Source organism: Seleniivibrio woodruffii, from assembly GCF_029267515.1.
In the GTDB taxonomy this organism is placed as follows: domain Bacteria; phylum Chrysiogenota; class Deferribacteres; order Deferribacterales; family Geovibrionaceae; genus Seleniivibrio; species Seleniivibrio woodruffii_A.
This window is the reverse complement of sequence record NZ_JAJUIS010000001.1, coordinates 16,767-33,556: the sequence shown is the minus strand read 5'-3', so window position 1 is coordinate 33,556 and position 16,790 is coordinate 16,767. Positions and strand designations below refer to the sequence as shown.

The 16,790-nt window shown below is 46.9% G+C and carries 12 protein-coding genes, 2 tRNA genes and 1 pseudogene; 8 read left to right on the top strand and 7 right to left on the bottom strand.

Going from position 1 to position 16,790, the window contains the following annotated elements; genetic code table 11:
* Positions 1 to 61: 61 nt before the first annotated feature.
* Both dnaE and thiD read left to right on the top strand, forming a co-directional pair.
* Positions 62 to 3,601, top strand: coding sequence for a DNA polymerase III subunit alpha (dnaE, locus tag Q7P67_RS00145; protein WP_303849494.1), 3,540 nt, complete (start codon positions 62 to 64; stop codon positions 3,599 to 3,601).
* Positions 3,598 to 4,389: a bifunctional hydroxymethylpyrimidine kinase/phosphomethylpyrimidine kinase gene (gene thiD, locus Q7P67_RS00140; RefSeq protein ID WP_303849493.1), complete on the top strand. Its 792-nt coding sequence runs from the start codon at positions 3,598 to 3,600 to the stop codon at positions 4,387 to 4,389. The genes dnaE and thiD overlap by 4 nt, the downstream gene beginning before the upstream one ends.
* Here the strand turns inward: thiD and Q7P67_RS00135 are convergent, their stop codons facing one another.
* A complete protein-coding gene (locus tag Q7P67_RS00135; protein ID WP_303849491.1) occupies positions 4,390 to 4,797 on the bottom strand; it encodes a response regulator in 408 nt (135 codons plus the stop codon).
* Between the two features lie 150 nt (positions 4,798 to 4,947).
* Between Q7P67_RS00135 and Q7P67_RS00130 the strand changes: the two genes are divergently transcribed.
* From Q7P67_RS00130 to Q7P67_RS00120, 3 genes are read left to right on the top strand one after another with little or no spacing between them, the layout of a single operon-like run.
* Positions 4,948 to 5,823: an Mrp/NBP35 family ATP-binding protein gene (locus Q7P67_RS00130; RefSeq protein WP_303849489.1), complete on the top strand. Its 876-nt coding sequence runs from the start codon at positions 4,948 to 4,950 to the stop codon at positions 5,821 to 5,823.
* Between the two features lie 43 nt (positions 5,824 to 5,866).
* Positions 5,867 to 6,298: a DUF3995 domain-containing protein gene (locus tag Q7P67_RS00125; protein WP_303849488.1), complete on the top strand. Its 432-nt coding sequence runs from the start codon at positions 5,867 to 5,869 to the stop codon at positions 6,296 to 6,298.
* 38 nt (positions 6,299 to 6,336) lie between these two features.
* Positions 6,337 to 8,172, top strand: coding sequence for a UbiD family decarboxylase (locus tag Q7P67_RS00120; protein WP_303849487.1), 1,836 nt, complete (start codon positions 6,337 to 6,339; stop codon positions 8,170 to 8,172).
* Positions 8,173 to 8,212: 40 nt separating this feature from the next.
* Here Q7P67_RS00120 and Q7P67_RS00115 read toward each other — a convergent pair.
* The 3 genes from Q7P67_RS00115 to Q7P67_RS00105 form a co-directional block, all read right to left on the bottom strand.
* Positions 8,213 to 8,297 (bottom strand) — tRNA-Leu (locus Q7P67_RS00115).
* 74 nt (positions 8,298 to 8,371) lie between these two features.
* Positions 8,372 to 9,400 carry a selenide, water dikinase SelD gene (gene selD / locus Q7P67_RS00110; RefSeq protein ID WP_303850316.1) on the bottom strand — a complete coding sequence of 343 codons (1,029 nt, stop codon included), beginning with the start codon at positions 9,398 to 9,400 and terminating at the stop codon, positions 8,372 to 8,374.
* 218 nt (positions 9,401 to 9,618) lie between these two features.
* Positions 9,619 to 10,929 (bottom strand): aminotransferase class I/II-fold pyridoxal phosphate-dependent enzyme, encoded by a 1,311-nt coding sequence (locus tag Q7P67_RS00105; RefSeq protein WP_303849486.1) that lies wholly within the window; start codon positions 10,927 to 10,929, stop codon positions 9,619 to 9,621.
* A gap of 116 nt (positions 10,930 to 11,045) precedes the next feature.
* Between Q7P67_RS00105 and Q7P67_RS00100 the strand changes: the two genes are divergently transcribed.
* Positions 11,046 to 11,555, top strand: a complete 510-nt coding sequence (locus tag Q7P67_RS00100; protein WP_303849485.1) for a ferritin family protein — start codon at positions 11,046 to 11,048, stop codon at positions 11,553 to 11,555.
* A 68-nt stretch (positions 11,556 to 11,623) separates the two neighbouring features.
* Positions 11,624 to 11,696: transfer RNA gene (locus Q7P67_RS00095), tRNA-Asn, on the top strand.
* A gap of 1,144 nt (positions 11,697 to 12,840) precedes the next feature.
* Here Q7P67_RS00095 and Q7P67_RS00090 read toward each other — a convergent pair.
* The 3 genes and pseudogenes from Q7P67_RS00090 to Q7P67_RS13420 all read right to left on the bottom strand — a co-directional run.
* Complete coding sequence (locus Q7P67_RS00090; protein ID WP_303849483.1) at positions 12,841 to 14,181, bottom strand: calcium-binding protein; 1,341 nt, start codon at positions 14,179 to 14,181, stop codon at positions 12,841 to 12,843.
* Positions 14,182 to 14,316: 135 nt separating this feature from the next.
* Entirely contained in the window at positions 14,317 to 14,721 is a 405-nt protein-coding gene (locus tag Q7P67_RS00085; RefSeq protein WP_303849481.1) for a hypothetical protein, read from the bottom strand.
* Positions 14,722 to 14,796: 75 nt separating this feature from the next.
* Positions 14,797 to 14,925 (bottom strand): annotated as a pseudogene (locus Q7P67_RS13420) (calcium-binding protein); the annotation flags it as partial.
* A 45-nt stretch (positions 14,926 to 14,970) separates the two neighbouring features.
* Here Q7P67_RS13420 and Q7P67_RS00080 point away from each other — a divergent pair.
* Entirely contained in the window at positions 14,971 to 16,758 is a 1,788-nt protein-coding gene (locus Q7P67_RS00080; protein ID WP_303849479.1) for an autotransporter domain-containing protein, read from the top strand.
* Positions 16,759 to 16,790: the final 32 nt, after the last annotated feature.

Sequence of the window (16,790 nt, the reverse complement as noted above, 5' to 3'; positions counted from 1 at the left end):
TCACATCCCAGCACTGATTTGATACAATATTTTATTCATAAAATTTGATTCAGAGGTATCAATGTCCCAGAATAAAGAGTTTGTCCACCTCCACCTGCACACCCAGTATTCACTGCTGGACGGTGCCATAATCGTGGGCGACCTTATGAAGAAGATAAAGAGCAACGGAACGACACCCATTGTCGGCATTTCCGACCACGGAACCATGCACGGAATAGTGGATTTCTATAAACAGGCGCTTGCCAACGACATCAAACCAATCCTCGGCTGCGAGGTATACGTTGCTCCGGATAAACGTTCCAACACGTCATATGAAAAAGGGCAGGACAGGAACTATCACCTTGTTTTACAGGCAAAAAACAACAAGGGACTTTCAAACCTGCAAAAGCTGGTTTCCCTTGCACAATTTGAGGGCTTTCACTATAAACCGCGTATAGATAAAGAGATTCTTGCACAATATTCTGAAGGGCTGATTGGTCTTTCCGCATGTCTGGCGGGAGAGATACCCCGAAAGCTCATGCGCGACAGATATGACGAGGCGCTCGCTGCCGCAATGGAGTACAGGGATATCCTCGGTAAGGACGATTTTTTCCTTGAGATACAGGAGAACGGTATCGAGGAACAGCTCATGGTGAACCGCCAGATAATCAAGATGTCGCAGGAAACGGGCATTCCGCTGGTGGCGACCAACGACTGCCACTACCTTAACAAGGGAGACCACCTGAGCCATCAGGTACTAATCTGCATCCAGACACAGTCCACTCTGAACAGTCCCAACAGGTTTGAAATCCACTCCGACCAGCTCTGGGTGAAAAGCCCCGAAGAGATGTGGGAAGCATTCGGCGAGGTGCCTTCCGCTCTGACAAACACAATGGCGATCGCAGAGCGCTGCAACACGTCCATAGAGTTCGGACACCTCCACCTTCCTGAATATGAGGTACCGGAGGGTTTCAACACGATTGCGGACTATCTGACCCACCTTGCCCGCAACGGTCTGGTAAAAAAACTCGCTAAAATTCCTTCCGAAAAGCACGAGATGTATCATAAAAGGCTGAAAGACGAGCTTGAAGTCATTATCAGCAAGCACTTCGACGGCTATTTCCTCATAGTTTGGGACTTCATCAACCATGCCCACACCATCGGTGTTCCGGTTGGACCAGGAAGAGGTTCGGGTGCGGGTTCTCTTGTTGCATATTCACTGGGTATCACGGATATCGACCCTATCAGGTTCAATCTGCTTTTCGAGCGTTTCCTTAACCCCGAAAGAGCGTCCATGCCCGACTTTGATATCGATTTCTGCGTAAGAGGGCGTGAAGAGGTGATAAAGTACGTCCGCCGTAAATACGGCGACGACAGGGTTTCGCAGATAATAACATTCGGCAAGCTGCTCGGCAGAAGCACAATCCGCGACGTTGGGCGCGTGCTTGAGGTGCCGTTGAAAGACGTGGACAAGCTGGCAAAGGCGCTGCCTTCCGATCCGGGAATGACGTTGCGCAAGGCTCTGGAAAAAGACCCCAGCCTGAACGATAATTTCAAAGAGGTCGAGCACGGCGAGGATATTCTTCACCATGCCGTCAAACTGGAGGGGCTAGTCCGCAACACGGGTATGCACGCCGCCGGCGTCGTTATCTCCGACAAACCCCTGAACGAGTATGTTCCGCTCTGCAAAGGACAGAACGACGAGGTTATCACCCAGTTTGAAAAGGATACTCTGGAAGCTGTGGGGCTGGTTAAGTTCGACTTTCTCGGTCTTAATAACCTCACAATCATAGACGAAGCGCTCAAGCGCATTAAAGAGAACAGAGGCGAGGATCTGGACATATCCAGAATTCCGCTGGACGATAAAAAGGTATACGATCTGCTCTGCCGCGGCGACACCACTGGCGTTTTCCAGCTGGAAAGCTCCGGCATGAAAAACCTTCTGAAAAAGCTGAAACCGGAGGAGTTTGAGGACATCATAGCCCTTGTTGCTCTCTACCGTCCGGGTCCCATGGAATCGGGGATGCTTGATTCGTTCGTAAAACGAAAATGGGGCGAAGAGGAGATAGACTACATCTTCCCTGAGCTTACCGAGATATTAAAAGAAACCCGCGGAGTCGTTATCTATCAGGAACAGGTCATGCAGATAGCCCAGATTGTCGGAGGCTATTCGCTTGGTTCGGCGGACAACCTGCGCCGCGCCATGGGAAAAAAGAAGGCTTCGGAGATGGAGAAGCAGAAGGAGTTCTTCCTTCATGGCGATGGGAAAACAATTCCCGGCGCAAAAAAAATGGGCTTCGACATGGTTATGGCGGAAGATCTGTTCGACAAGCTGGCTAAATTCGCCGGATACGGCTTTAACAAGTCGCACTCTGCAGCATATGCACTGGTTTCTTATCAGACTGCTTATCTGAAAGCGAACTATCCTGTGGAATACATGGCGGCGATACTTTCGTGTGAGATAGACAAGGGCGAGAAGATAGTCACCTTTACGGAAGAGTGCAAAAGTATGGGTATTGAGGTACATCCGCCGGATATCAACAAATCCGGTGCATCGTTCGTCATCGACGGCAACACCATCCGTTTCGGACTGGGGGCTATCAAAAACGTCGGCATGAACGCCATTGAAGCGGCACTGAAAGTGCGTGAAGAGGGCGGCGAATTTAAAAATATATACGATTACTGTGCGCGGGTAGACCTGCGCCTGAGCAATAAGAAAGTGCTGGAATCCCTTGTTAAGGCTGGAGCATTCGACAGCACGGGTAAAAACCGCAGACAGAATCTGCAGGTGCTGGAAAAGGCTCTGGAAGAGGGACAGCGCAAACAGAAGATGGAGCAGCAGGGGATAATCTCTCTGGAAGCCTTCCTTGAGGATGAATCGGAGACCGGAGGAGAAAGCGATTATTTCCCCGATGTGACAGAGATGCCGGAGAACGAGCTTCTGAAAATGGAGAAGGAGGTTCTGGATTTCTATATATCAAATCACCCTCTCGCCGTTTACCATAATATACTCAAGACCTTCGCTGTTCCGCTGGCAGAGCTTAGAACCCCTGAAGCGTCGGGACAGTACGTCGTCGGAGGGCTTGTTAAAGCCATAAAGAATATCTTTACCAAAAAAGGTGACAAGATGGCTTTCGTAACTCTTGAAGACATGGACGGCGAGCTTGACGTAGTTGTGTTTCCGAGGGTTTATGAAGAGAGCATAAGGCATCTTGTGGCGGATAAGATAGTCATAGTGGCTGGCAACGTCAATCATAAGGATGAGGAGACCACCATCCTTGCGGATGCCATTATGGACGTTCCGGAGGCTGTGGAGAAGCTCACCGAGCGGGTTACTGTCAAACTGACCAGCCTGGGGATGACCACGGAGATAATAAGCAAGCTGAAAACCATCATCAGAACACATAAAGGCGATGTTCCGGTTTCATTCTATCTGGAGCGCCCGAAAACTTTCGGCGTTTTTATCAACGCGGGCGAGGATTTCAGGATAAAGCCTGATTTCGAGTTTTATAAAGAGATAGACGATCTCATCGGCAAAGGAAGATATGAGATAAAATCCAAGGCATACGAACACAAAGAAAAGAAGAACGGATTCTATAAAAAGCGGACTGGTGATTCATGAAAAAGGCACTGACAATTGCAGGTTCCGATTCCGGCGGCGGGGCGGGTATTCAGGCGGATATAAAGTCCATGAGTGCAAACGGCGTGTTTGCCATGAGCGTTATAACGGCTGTTACCGCGCAGAACACTCTGGGCGTTCAGGGATACGTCGATATCCCTATCGAATACATTGAGATGCAGATAGATTCCATATTCGCAGATCTTTTGCCGGATGCCGTTAAAACCGGAATGCTTTCCAATCCCGAAACAGTCGCTTTGGTCGCCTATAAACTGGCTCAGTACCATGTGGACAATCTTGTGGTCGATCCGGTTATGATTGCCAAGGGCGGTTCGCCCCTCCTGCGTCAGGAGGCGGTGGAGAATATGAAGAGTCTGCTGTTTCCGCAGGCGCTGATTCTGACCCCTAATATCCCCGAAGCAGAGTTTATAACGGGCAAAAAGATCGTCAGCGGAGCGGATATGAAAGAGGTCTGTCTTGAAATTGCGGATATGGGTGTTCGCAACGTGCTTCTGAAAGGCGGGCACATGGGCAGCGAGGAAGCCAGCGACCTGCTTTACGCCGGAGAGGAGTTCCATACTTTTACAACACCAAGGATAAACACGAAAAATACTCACGGAACGGGATGCACCATGGCAAGCGCCATTGCGGCAGGACTTGCGAAGGGGCTTTCAGTGTACGATGCTGTCAAATCCGCAAAATGCTATATACAAAAGGCGATTGAGCACGCGGACGAACTTAATGTCGGTTCAGGTCACGGTCCTGTTGATCATTTCTGGATGATGAAGTGATTATTTCTGAATGCGTTCCGCGCATTTGCGAAGTGTCAGCGTGAGGTCTTCTTTAACGACGGGTTTTTTCAGATACTCAAAGATACCTATTTCTGAAGCCTTGTCTATGTACGGTTTTTCATTGAACGCGGTGGTTATGACTATTACAGCATCCGGATTCAGCTCAAGAATTTTTTTCGCCATTTCTATCCCGTCCATAACGGGCATCTGGATGTCGGTTATGACGATATCGGGACGATGGGCTTTGTATGTTTCAAACCCTTCATGCCCGTCTTTCGCTGTGAATATGGTGTCGAACCTCCTTTTAAGAAAGCGCATCAGACTTTCACGCACGCTGGTGTCGTCTTCAACGTGCATAATGGAAAGATTTTTCAGAAGTTCAACATCTTTGATATATTCTTCGTTCATATTTCCTCTTGCTTCGTATATTTTATACCCACACACTGATTCCCGCAATTAAAAATAAATTGATTTATATCAGGAAATTCCAAAAACAAGTGGAAATTGCGTACAGAACTTTATATATTTCGGATTGATGCACACAAACGGAGGTCATACATGAGTGATTGCAATTCAGAGAGTTCCTGTTCTTCCTGCTCTTCTGCGGCGGGATGCAACACGGACGAGAAGAAACAGCACGCCAAGAAAAGACTTGACGAAAGACTGAGCAAAATCAAATACAAGATCATGGTTATGAGCGGCAAGGGCGGCGTGGGTAAATCCACGGTGAGCGTAAGCCTCGCATCCGCTCTGCACGCGCTGGGCTACAGCGTTGGCATACTGGATGCGGATATTCACGGACCAAACGTGCCGAAGATGTTCGGAATGACCCAGAAGGGTGTTGTTTCCGGTGAGAACGGACTTGTTCCTTTCGAAGCGGCGGACGGACTGAAAGTTATGTCCGTTGCGTTCCTGCTGGAAAACGACGATGACGCCATCATCTGGCGGGCACCTGTTAAGCACGGCATGATAGAGCAGTTTGTTTCCGACGTGGACTGGGGCGAGCTTGATTTTATTATTATCGACCTGCCCCCCGGCACAGGCGACGAACCACTCAGTGTTGCACATATCATCGGCGGCGTTGACGGCGCTGTGATCGTTACAACCCCGCAGGAGGTTGCGCTTCTGGATTCCAGAAAGTCAGTTACCTTTGCACGCAAGCTGAACATACCGATCCTCGGCATTGTGGAAAACATGAGCGGTATGGTATGCCCCCATTGCGGCGAGACTGTCGATCTGTTCAAATCCGGCGGCGGTGAAAAAGCTGCAAGCGAAATGGACGTGAATTTCCTAGGCAAAGTGCCGATAGACCCCATGGTCGTTGTTCAGGGCGACAGCGGCAAGCCGTATGTTCTTGAGGTGAAAGACACCCCCACGGCTCTGGCATTCCGGAAAATCGCGGAAAATGTTGCGAAACAGACCATAGCGAAATAGATTTTAGTGGCGGGGCAGAGCCCCGCCTGCTATAAAGATACATATGAAACTGTTCATCATTTTCGGATCTTTTCTGATGTTCGTCGTTGCGCTGGTGCATCTGTACTGGAGCCTTGGCGGTACAATGTTCATTGAAAGGGCGCTGCCGGAGAAACCTGACGGCAGAAAACTCTTTAAACCCACCCGCGCAGGTACGGCCATTGTGGGCATAGTGCTTATCATAGTGTCCATGGCGGCTACGTCACCTTTTTATATTCACGATATACGCCTGCTCTATATTTTCAGGATAATTCTGATGTTCTTCTGTGTGGTGTTTTTCGTGCGTTTAGTGGGAGATTTCCGATATGTCGGACTTTTCCGCAAGGTGAGAAATACAGGATTTGCAGAATACGATATTCTGGTCTATACGCCCCTCAGCCTCGTCTTTTCCGTAACATGCGGACTATCCGCATATTTCTTTAATTCACTTGCCTGATAGATTGTAAAATTATATCCTTATTCCACAGGTGAACTATGGGATATAAAACACTTAAACACTGTCTGACCGACCTCGAAAAGCATGGACAGCTCAAAAGAATAGACGCTGAGATTGACCCTTATCTTGAAATGGGAGTTATCCAGAGAAAAGTTTACGGGGCGGGCGGTCCCGCTTTGCTTTTTACTAACGTTAAAGGATGCAGATTCCCCATGGCAGGCAACATCTTCGGCACCATGGAGCGGACAAAGTTCATCTTCCGCGATACGCTGGCAGCCATCGAAGCTATGGTGAAGGCGAAGACAGACCCCGCATTGCTGCTCAGAAACCCTTCGAAACTGCTGAAACTCCCTATGGCGGCAATGAATATTCTGCCCAAAACCGTGCACGATGCACCTGTCATGAAAAACCGCATTGATCTTAAAGAGCTTCCGCAACTTGTGGGCTGGCAGAAGGACGGGGGGGCGTTCATAACATTGCCTCAAGTGTATTCCGAATCGCCTGAAAAGACGGGCTACAGAAACAGCAATCTCGGTATGTACCGCGTGCAGATTTCCGGCAACGACTATCAGACGGATGAGGCGGGACTGCACTATCAACTCCACAGAGGGCTGGGGATACATCATACACAGGCACTGGCGAAGGGCGAACGGCTGAACGTAAACGTTTTCATAGGCGGCGCGCCTTCAATGACGATAGCCGCCGTTATGCCGCTGCCGGAAGGGATGCCGGAAATATCTTTTGCCGGAGCGCTGGGCGGGCATCGTATGCCGTTTTACAGACCGGAAAACGGCGCACCGGTATATGCGGAGGCTGATTTCGTTATCTGCGGATATATCGACGGCACACTTAAACCCGAAGGACCATTCGGCGACCACGTTGGCTATTACAGCCTTAAACACGACTTCCCCGTGATGAAGGTTACTGGAGTTTTCCACCGCGACGGGGCAATATTTCCGTTCACCACTGTGGGCAGACCGCCGCAGGAGGACACCAGCTTCGGCAACTTTATACATGAACTCACGGGTGAGCTTATCCCCGACGTTCTGCCGGGGGTGAAAGCCGTCCATGCGGTTGACGCTGCTGGAGTGCATCCGCTGCTGTTTGCCATCGGTTCCGAGCGCTATACTCCGTATCAGAAGCAGGATGAACCGAAAGAGATACTGACTCAGGCGAACGCCATTCTGGGGCAGGGGCAGCTCTCCCTTGCGAAATACCTTTTTATAACAAATTTTTCAGACGACCCGGAACTTGATATACATAATCCTGAGGCTTTTTTCAGACATGTGCTGGAGCGCGTTGACTGGCGCAGGGATATGCACTTCCAGACGTCCGTTACAATAGATACGCTGGACTATACAGGGCACGGGCTTAACAGGGGTTCTAAGGTCACTGTTGCCGTCTGTGGGGATAAAAAACGGATGCTTGCGGCAAAACTGCCGGAGAATATCAATCTGCCGGACGGTTTTGATATGCCGCGGGTTGTAATGGAGGGTGTGCTTGCAGTGCGTGCACCAAAGCATACGGCACCGAGAGGCGAATATGACGCTGCACTGCTGCGTTTCTGCGGGTCTTTCGACGCTGACAACCCTATAAACGGTTTTCCGCTCATCGTTCTGGCGGATGACAGCGAATTTACTTCGGCTGATATGGCAAATTTCCTCTGGATAGCGTTCACGAGGTCAAACCCCGCCAACGATGTTTACGGCATCGGTGCGTTTGAGCATGTGAAACATTTTGGATGCACTGGCTCGCTGGTAATAGATGCGCGGGTGAAGGCTTATCACCCCGAAGCCATGGAGATGGATGCGGATGTGATTAAAAAGGTCGAGGCGATGGCAGCGAAAGGCGGCGCCCTTGAAGGACTGTTTTAAATAAAAAAAAGCATCCGCAGCGGGATGCTTTTTCTGTTTATGCCTGGGACGGGAATCGAACCCGTACAATCGTAAAGATCGAGGGATTTTAAATCCCTTGCGTCTACCAATTCCGCCACCCAGGCGTGTATGTAAAATAATCGTGTTGGCTGGTTATGTTTCCGGCGTCTGCGGTATATATCAGTTTTATCTCTTCAGGTCAAACAAATATCACGGATTTATCGGTTTTGTCAGACGATGTGCCGACTACTGCGGCATCGGGATAGCCCTCTGCCTGCAACGCCTGCACCATTCTGTCGGCATCCTTTTCAGAAACGCCTATCAGGAGCCCGCCTGATGTCTGCGGGTCAAAATAAAGCATATGAGAGTTGTCCGGTGTTGCCTGAAAACCGCAGATATCCTTAACGAAATCCATTGTTCCGTATGCTCCTGCCGGAATGATGAACTGCGAAGCATATTCCTTTGCACCGTCCTGAGATGTAAAACGCTTACTATCAAACGTGATGGTTTTACCGGAACCGTTTGCCATCTCATATCCGTGTCCGGCAATGCCGAAGCCAGTCACGTCCGTACAGGCCGAAACGTCGAAACTGCGCAGAAGTTTTGAGGCGCTGCCGTTTGAAAGCAGCATGGTGTCAGTGACGGATTTTATATGCTCCGCCGATGCCATGCCTGCCTTTAATGCCGTCGTCACAAGACCTATGCCAAGTTTTTTTGTGTAAATGAGAACGTCTCCCGTCCTCAGTCCGTAATTTCTGTAAAAGCGCTTGTCCTCTATCACCCCTGTGACAGAGAAGCCCAGTTTTATTTCATTATCCGCTATTGTGTGTCCGCCGCAAAGTGCCGCGCCAGCCTTCGCACATTCGTCCGCTGCGCCCTGCATCATAGCCTGAATCATTGTTTTTTCCATTGCGCAGTTCAGCATGAAAACACTTAAAGCCGTTACAGGACGCCCGCCCATAGCGTAAACGTCACTTATTGAATTATTTGCGGAAATCCGCCCGAAAAGATACGGATCGTCCACAACGGGCGTGATAAAGTCAACTGTCTGCACCAGATAGGTTCCGTTTCCGAGGTCGAACACAGCGGCATCGTCACCCGTTTCGAACCCCACAAGGAGGTTTTCAGGGCGATAAAGTTTTAAACCTGAAAGTACTTCTGCCAGATCCCCCGGACCCGTCTTGGCTGCTCAGCCTGCGGCTTTTGCGTATTCAGTCAGACGTTTAATGTCCATCCTGTCCTCCAAAAATTTCCCATCCGTATGGAAATTTTCGATGTCGCTCCATATGGGCAAAGCCCGTATTTTGCTCGCGTTCCGTTCGCAAATCCGCCTGATGACGTATTTGCTCTTTCCACGGACTTCATCCTGAAGTCTTAACCATCTTAAATAAAAAAAGGCACGCCAGATCATAAAGTCAGCGTGCCTTTAATGTTGTCAGATGAAAATTATTTATGAAGCTCTTTGCAAGCCTGATAAATATATTTGAACAGTTCGGGAGTGTCGCCTTCATCAAGGCAAGAGAACGCAAGACGAAGGTCTGTGCTGCTTGCGGAGATTGTGCCTATTCCGTACTGGTTCAGCAGATAAACGCGCAGTTCCTCTGCGTCCACGTTTTTCAGTTTCAGACACATAAAGTAGCCTGAGTTGAAAGGATAAGGTGTGAACTCATCGGAGTAGTCATTTTCTTTAAGTACCTTTTTGAAGCTGAGAGCACGTCCCTTCATTATTTTCAGTTTCTCTGCGCGCTGCGCATCGAAAGCGGGGTCGTTCAGAGCTTTCAGAACGATAGACTGCGAGGGGTGCGGACAGTTTGATATCGTGCCTCTGATGAGACCTGTCAGCTTCTTCTCAAGAGCCGCCATCATACCTGATTGGTCGCCGCCCGCTGTTGCACCGAATGTTACGAAGCCTACACGGAAGCCCCATACGAAGTGTTCTTTTGTTGCGCCGTCCAGTTTGATGGGGAGCAGGTTTTTGCTGCGACCCACAAGGAGGCTGAACACTGATTCGGGGTAGATGTCGTCTTCATAGAACAGACCGAAGTATGCGTCGTCAGTGATAACGACAACCTTTGAGCCTGATTCAGCGATAGCTGTAAGTCCGTCGGCGATTGCGTGCGCCTCAGTCACTGTGGGCGCGTAGCCTGAAGGGTTGTTGGGGAAGTTGAGGATAACAACCACTTTGCCTTTTATGCGTGCGGTTTCTTTGCATTTTTCAAGGAGTGCCTCAACGTTGAAGCCGCCTTTGTCGTTGAATGTTGCGAAAGTAGCAATCTCTGCGCCGCCGATGGTGACGAAAGTAAGGCGGTAGTTACCCCAGAATTTGTCGGGCAGAACGAGAGTGTCGCCTTTTTCAAGGAACATATCGCCCATAAGTTTCAGACCATGGGTCAGGGCATTTGTAACGACGGGACTGCTCATCTGTTTCCCTGCGAGGGAGGGGCTGTCTTTAAGGATTTTCTCCGCCCATCTTTTTCTCAGCTCAGGTTTACCGGATGAAGGGGCATATGTGAAAAGATCGGACGGCTTCATGTCGTTGAAAGACTTGTAGACGCTGTCCAGATACATAGGTCCTGTTTTGTCCGTTGCAATACCGATCGTTACGTTGAATTTGTGCGCTTTTTCCTTTGCCTCGGCGGATTGTGTGATGATGCCTTTGGGCATGAAAAGGTTTTTTCCGAGGTCGGAAAGCATCTCAAGAACGATGGGGCTGTCTTTTGCAATTTGTTCATTAAGCTCTTTGGCTAATGGATTCATGATGATTATACCTCCGTTAAAAAAGGCAAAAGTACCATATTATACTTACTTGACTTTATTTTTGGAAGGCAAATGTTGTAATATTATACAGAGCCAGAAAAAAAGCGGAGGTAATTATGAGCCAGTCTATGCAGAAAGCGTTGAAAACAGCCTATGAGGCGGAAAAAGAAGGTATGAGAAACTACCTGAAATTCGCGAAGGACACAAGTGTTGTCAGCGGAAAGAATATGTTCATTCAGCTTGCTCTGGACGAGATAGACCATATGGAGATGATTGAGAAGTTTATGGAAAAAGCGCTCGCCGGAGAGGTTCTCACTCCTGTGAACGTTCCACCAGCAAGAATTTCCAAGTTTATGCCAAAGGTTTCCGATGCCTCCAGAACAAAAACCGAAAAATCATCCGTCGGCGATGAATCGGCGCTTAAAATTGCTCTTGCTCACGAAGAGAAAGCCCGTGATTTCTATAAAAACGAAGCCGAAAAGGCACATGACACTGAACTGAAAGCATTTTTCCTTAAACTTTCCGATGTTGAACAGAAACACCACGACATAATTCAGGCGGAACTGGACTTCATGCAGCAGGACGGATTCTGGTTTGACGCCATGGAGTTTTCTCTGGAAAAATAATTTGAAAAAATCTTCTGATAAGTAGTTGACAAAGGGGCAGGATATTGATATATTCTCCCCCTCGACAATCCCCGATAGCTCAATCGGCAGAGCAATTGACTGTTAATCAATAGGTTACTGGTTCAAGTCCAGTTCGGGGAGTTTAAGAAGGCCTTCATAACGAAGGCCTTTTTTGTTGTCCATTTTTAATCGATTTTCTCAGAAATTTTTCATGTCAGCACTATGTGAGCACGGGATTCATTGCCTGATTTACTGCGAACGCAATGCCAGAAAACACATCAGTTGGCATTTCCTGAATAGCAGAGTCCCTCCTGATTTAATCGTCTGAATTTTGCCGTCGCATTTCCAGTTGTAGAGGGTTTGAGGGGCTTTCCCAATTTGGGTTGCTGCGTCACTGAGTTTCAGACAAATTTCATCATATTTTTTGTATGGGCACTCATACTCTTCAGATTTATATCGGCACACAGTACAGTGGTGTTCAACGATTGCATTTTGATTAGACATCATAATCTCCAACATATCAGATAATTAGAGGGTTGTGACATCTCTGAGAAATTGATTAATTATCGTGTTGTATGAATTTGATTAGAAATTGTGTATTGGAACAAGGCTAGAAAAAGGGACAGAATAAAATTATCTATATGTTTGATGTGTATTATAATTTTGCGTGGTGATATTGTCTGATATTTTTTGTTTGCGCAAATCATGGTTGTACGCTGACAATACAAAATGATTCGCATTAAAGAACACCACCGAAACTGGGGTGCTTTGTTCGCTGTTAGGCGATTCCCCGCCGGAGCGGAGTTATATATTGAACATAGAGAGATACTCAGTGTCGGTGACGAACTGAGCATAAAAACATGCTCGGGAATATTATTGTAGTTCTATTATGTAATGTCAACAGTATTTTACCGATTTTTACTCGTTTAAACAAAAACAGAATTAACAGGTGTTAATTATTGTTGTTTAGAGTCGCAAGAAAATTGAAATGTTGCCTTGAAAATATGATTAACAAACTTTAATAATCTGATTAACGAGATTTAATTAAAAAATTAACGCTGTTAGCCACTATTATATACTTCGTATGTTTTCGCAGAATAGAGCGTAGCTCATCTTAAAAAATACAACAGTACAACCAGAAAAATAAGATATCGTCTGTGTCTGGTGATTTGTTCTCGTCTTCAATATCCTAATCACTGGATCTGAAATTTAAATATTAAAAACTGTGTAGTTCTGGCGTTGACCAATTCTGAGATTATCATTAATGCAACACAGTGTTATTAATTTAGTCTGCTTGCCCGACACTGACATTGTTTAAACGGGTGTATTCTGGCATATTGCTGTACTGTTCTGCATTATCCTGTTTTTTGACATGATTTGAATATGTTGAACCGTTGTAAATCAGGGTCATGCTTCCGCTACCATCTTTCATGGTCAGAGTTTTTACTTTCGTACCGTTTTCGTTTCTTGATTCAGTTATATCGTATTCATCTTCTGATATGCCGTTGAGTTCGATAATGGTGTCTTCTGTCACGCCTTCAACGATGTCGTTTCCGTCGCCTTTACTGTATTTAATAACGTCCTGAATCTTTTCATCTTTAAGGAAAATTGAGTGGTGAAGTTTGATATAGTCGTCACCTGTACCGCCTGATATTATACCTGAAGCTGTTATAGTATCGTTTCCTGCTCCGCCATCTACGATGACATTGCTGGAGTGCTCAACAGTTATGACATCATCTCCGTCTCCGCCATCTACAATAACATTACTGGAATGTTGAACATTGATGATGTCGTCACCTTTACCGCCGTCTATTATTAAGTTTTCAGACGAAATGGCAGATGTCGTATCGTTCCCATCTCCATTGTTTATATTTACTGAATCTGATGAGTATAAGGTGGTTTTATCATTTCCGTCACCGCTATCGATAATAATGCTATTGGAATTACCTACTGTGATGATGTCGTTACCTTTACCACTTTTTATAGCAACTCCGCTTGATCCCGATGAAAAAACACGGTCATCTCCATTACCTGAATTAATAAGGACATTTTTAGACCTGATAACTCCGATACCGTCGTTGCCTCCGCCGCTATTGATAATGACATTGCTTGAATTATTTGCAAAAAGGCGGTCGCTGCCCTCTCCTGTGTTTGAGACAACGTTTTTACTGCCAAATATGTTAATCTCTTTTTTGCCTTTCGTCGCATTCAAAACAACATTGTCGCTATTAGAAACTGATATGCTCTGTTCCTTACCTTCATAGTAAACGTTTTCTGCATCACGTATTGATACGTGCTTGCCATCAGGGCTAATACTCAGCCATTCTCCTTTTTTCTTGAACTCGTCTGATATTTTTGCAGCCTGAGTGAGTGTTTCGGAGGATAAAGCCTGATTTTCAACATTATCGAATACAGTGCGAATAGCGCTCATGAAGCTGTTTTCGTTTGTAAATGAATCGAATATGCTCTTCTGGATATTGCCGAACATGTTGTATGTGGCTGACGTGCTTGATGTTGTGGGGACATATTTGTCGGTAGTTAATGCTTCAGGCGTTTTTTGATTGCCGGACTGGTTTACATTAAAGAAGCTGTAATTCTGGCTGTTGTTCACGCCTGAGATTATCATGCCACACCTCGATAAAGAACATACGTAAAATTAACCTGATATCCTTATCGTCCAATTGTGAAATTGCTTAACATAAATTATGAAGAAAATAAGGATAAGGCTTTTTCAAGCCTTATCCTTGGATCTGATATTTGTTTAGCCCAAAGAAACAGAGCTATAAACAAATGATTGGTTCTGAACTGTATTGTACGCCATGTTGTATTGATATGATGCGTTGCTGAGAGCATTTTCTCCAGATAAACCTACAAGCCCTTCAACTGCATCTATGAGATAATTCATATTTGCAACTTTAATTTCAAGGCTTGATGCAGGGTTTGATTCGTTATACCAAAACACTCTGTCTACCTGAGTATAGTTAAACTCAACATAGCCTGGGTTGTTATTATAGCTTGAACCACCGAAAGAAATAAACATGGTGTTTGTGGTGTTGTCATTTGCAAAAACCATATACCCGGCTTTTGATGCGTCCAGGCCTCTTATGAAAAGATAGTCTGCCGTGCCGCCAGTATCCGTAATTACATCGTTTCCGCTTGAAACCAATGCAAAATACTGATCATTGGCCGTGCCACCGTTGGCGGTATCATTTCCGGTATTTAGTACATAGGTGTTTGCTTCGTTGCCACCTGTAAGGATATCATCGCCGCCCTGTCCATCGAGATAGTCATTTCCGGCTCCACCTATGAGTACGTCATTTCCATCTCCACCATAAAGGGTATCGTTATCGTCTTTTCCGTAGAGTGTGTCGCTTCCGGCAGTGCAGTTGAAACCGGCGACGGTGACTCCACTGTCGTGAACTCAGGAACAATAGATGCGGGCAGTGAGGATAATGTTGCGATAGCTTTCGGCAATGGAGAGAACAGGCTTGTGATAGAGGGAAACTCTGTCATCATCGGCACTGTGACCGGAGGCACAGGCACGGATACTCTTGAACTGACAGGTTCTGGAACAGGGACTCTGGACACTGAACTGATAAGCGATACCGGAAAATATCAGAGTATTGAAACAGTGGAAAAGACCGGAGACGGGGTCTGGGAGATAACCGGAAATTCAGAGAACGTCAACTGGAGCGTATACGAAGGTTCTCTTTCAATCAACGGTTCGGTGAAAAACGTCGATGTTTTCGGCGGTACGCTCAGCGGTTCAGGTAATTACGGAGCTATAGTTGTAGATTCCGGAGGCGTGCTTGCCCCGGGCAATTCCATAGGAACAATGAACGTAACAGATGTGACATTTTCGTCAGGTTCTACTTTTGAAGTAGAGATAGATCCCGATGGAACAAACGACAAAGTGAATGCTACAGGAAGTGTGACTATAAACAGCGGATCCACAATCAACATTATTCCTGAAAACGGAACAAGTGATGGTTCCGATTACAATCCTTACACAAAATATACGATAATCAGTGCCGAGGGCGGTGTGAGCGGAACGTTTGATACTGTGACTGACGGTTTTGCGTTTCTCGACGTCTATCTGAAATACGAAACAGACAGCGTATATATGGAGCTTATGCGCAATAATATGGATTTTGTGAGTTATGCAAAAACAGTTAACCAGACAGGTGTTGCAAAAGCTGTGGAGTCGCTCGGCATAGACAGCCCTCTTTACAAGGCTGTTCTGCCACTGAGCGAGTCCGGAGTCAGTGATGCTTTTTCAATGCTTTCAGGTGAAGTTTACGCTTCCGCTCAGACAATGTTGCTCGAGGACAGCCGATTTGTAAGGGATGCGGTCTTGTCGCGCTCCCCTATACAGACGCAAAACTATATGTTCTGGTTCAATGTATTTGGTGCAGATGCGGACTGGGACGGCAACGACGGAACTTCAACACTCAGCCGCACGGTCGGCGGTCTGATGATCGGTGCTGAGAGAGAGATAACAGGTACTCTGAGTGCCGGTATTGTATTCGGTGCGAGCAACACAGACTATGACGTTGATTCGCTCTCTTCCTCCGGTTCAGTGAAAAGCTACTATCTTGGTTTTTATGGAGAAAAGCTGATAAGCGATATTTCACTCACCTTCGGTGCTGCATACGGATGGCATAGCATAGATACTGACAGAACAGTAAATTTCGGCAGTTTCAGTGAATATCAGGATTCTGATTATGATGCCGGCAGCTATCAGTTCTTCGGCGAGATAAGCTACGATATCAAAGATGGCAAGAGCAAAGTCACTCCGTTCCTCAACGCGGCATATGTTAATCTTGATGCTGACGGTTTCAGCGAAAACGGCGGCAGTTCCGCTCTCAGCGGAGATTCGTCTGATATGGATACCGTTTTTGCTACGGCGGGTCTTCGTTTGGAAACACAGGTTCCGGCTGGCAGTGTTAAACTGAAACCCAACGGCTCCGTGGGGCTTAAACACACTTTCGGAGACAGAACGCCTGAAACAAGTGTTGCCCTTGCCGGAGCGGATGCTTTTACAGCGGAGGGTACACCAGTTGCGCGCGATACTGTTGTTTTTGAACTTGGTCTGGACGGCAGTGTTTCAGACAGAACATCAGTGGGTGTGGCGTATAAGGGTAATTTTGCGGGGGAATCGACTGATCAGAGCATAAATGCGGATATTACAATAAGATTCTGATAAATATGGGGCGGCGAATCAACCGCCCCTGT

What these genes read in the sequence shown, in the direction of transcription:
- dnaE (WP_303849494.1), top strand. Translation starts at nt 62, where the DNA reads ATGTCCCAGAATAAAGAGTTTGTCCACCTCCACCTGCACACCCAGTAT.
- thiD (WP_303849493.1), top strand. Translation starts at nt 3,598, where the DNA reads ATGAAAAAGGCACTGACAATTGCAGGTTCCGATTCCGGCGGCGGGGCG.
- Q7P67_RS00135 (WP_303849491.1), bottom strand. Translation starts at nt 4,797, where the DNA reads ATGAACGAAGAATATATCAAAGATGTTGAACTTCTGAAAAATCTTTCC.
- Q7P67_RS00130 (WP_303849489.1), top strand. Translation starts at nt 4,948, where the DNA reads ATGAGTGATTGCAATTCAGAGAGTTCCTGTTCTTCCTGCTCTTCTGCG.
- Q7P67_RS00125 (WP_303849488.1), top strand. Translation starts at nt 5,867, where the DNA reads ATGAAACTGTTCATCATTTTCGGATCTTTTCTGATGTTCGTCGTTGCG.
- Q7P67_RS00120 (WP_303849487.1), top strand. Translation starts at nt 6,337, where the DNA reads ATGGGATATAAAACACTTAAACACTGTCTGACCGACCTCGAAAAGCAT.
- Q7P67_RS00105 (WP_303849486.1), bottom strand. Translation starts at nt 10,929, where the DNA reads ATGAATCCATTAGCCAAAGAGCTTAATGAACAAATTGCAAAAGACAGC.
- Q7P67_RS00100 (WP_303849485.1), top strand. Translation starts at nt 11,046, where the DNA reads ATGAGCCAGTCTATGCAGAAAGCGTTGAAAACAGCCTATGAGGCGGAA.
- Q7P67_RS00090 (WP_303849483.1), bottom strand. Translation starts at nt 14,181, where the DNA reads ATGATAATCTCAGGCGTGAACAACAGCCAGAATTACAGCTTCTTTAAT.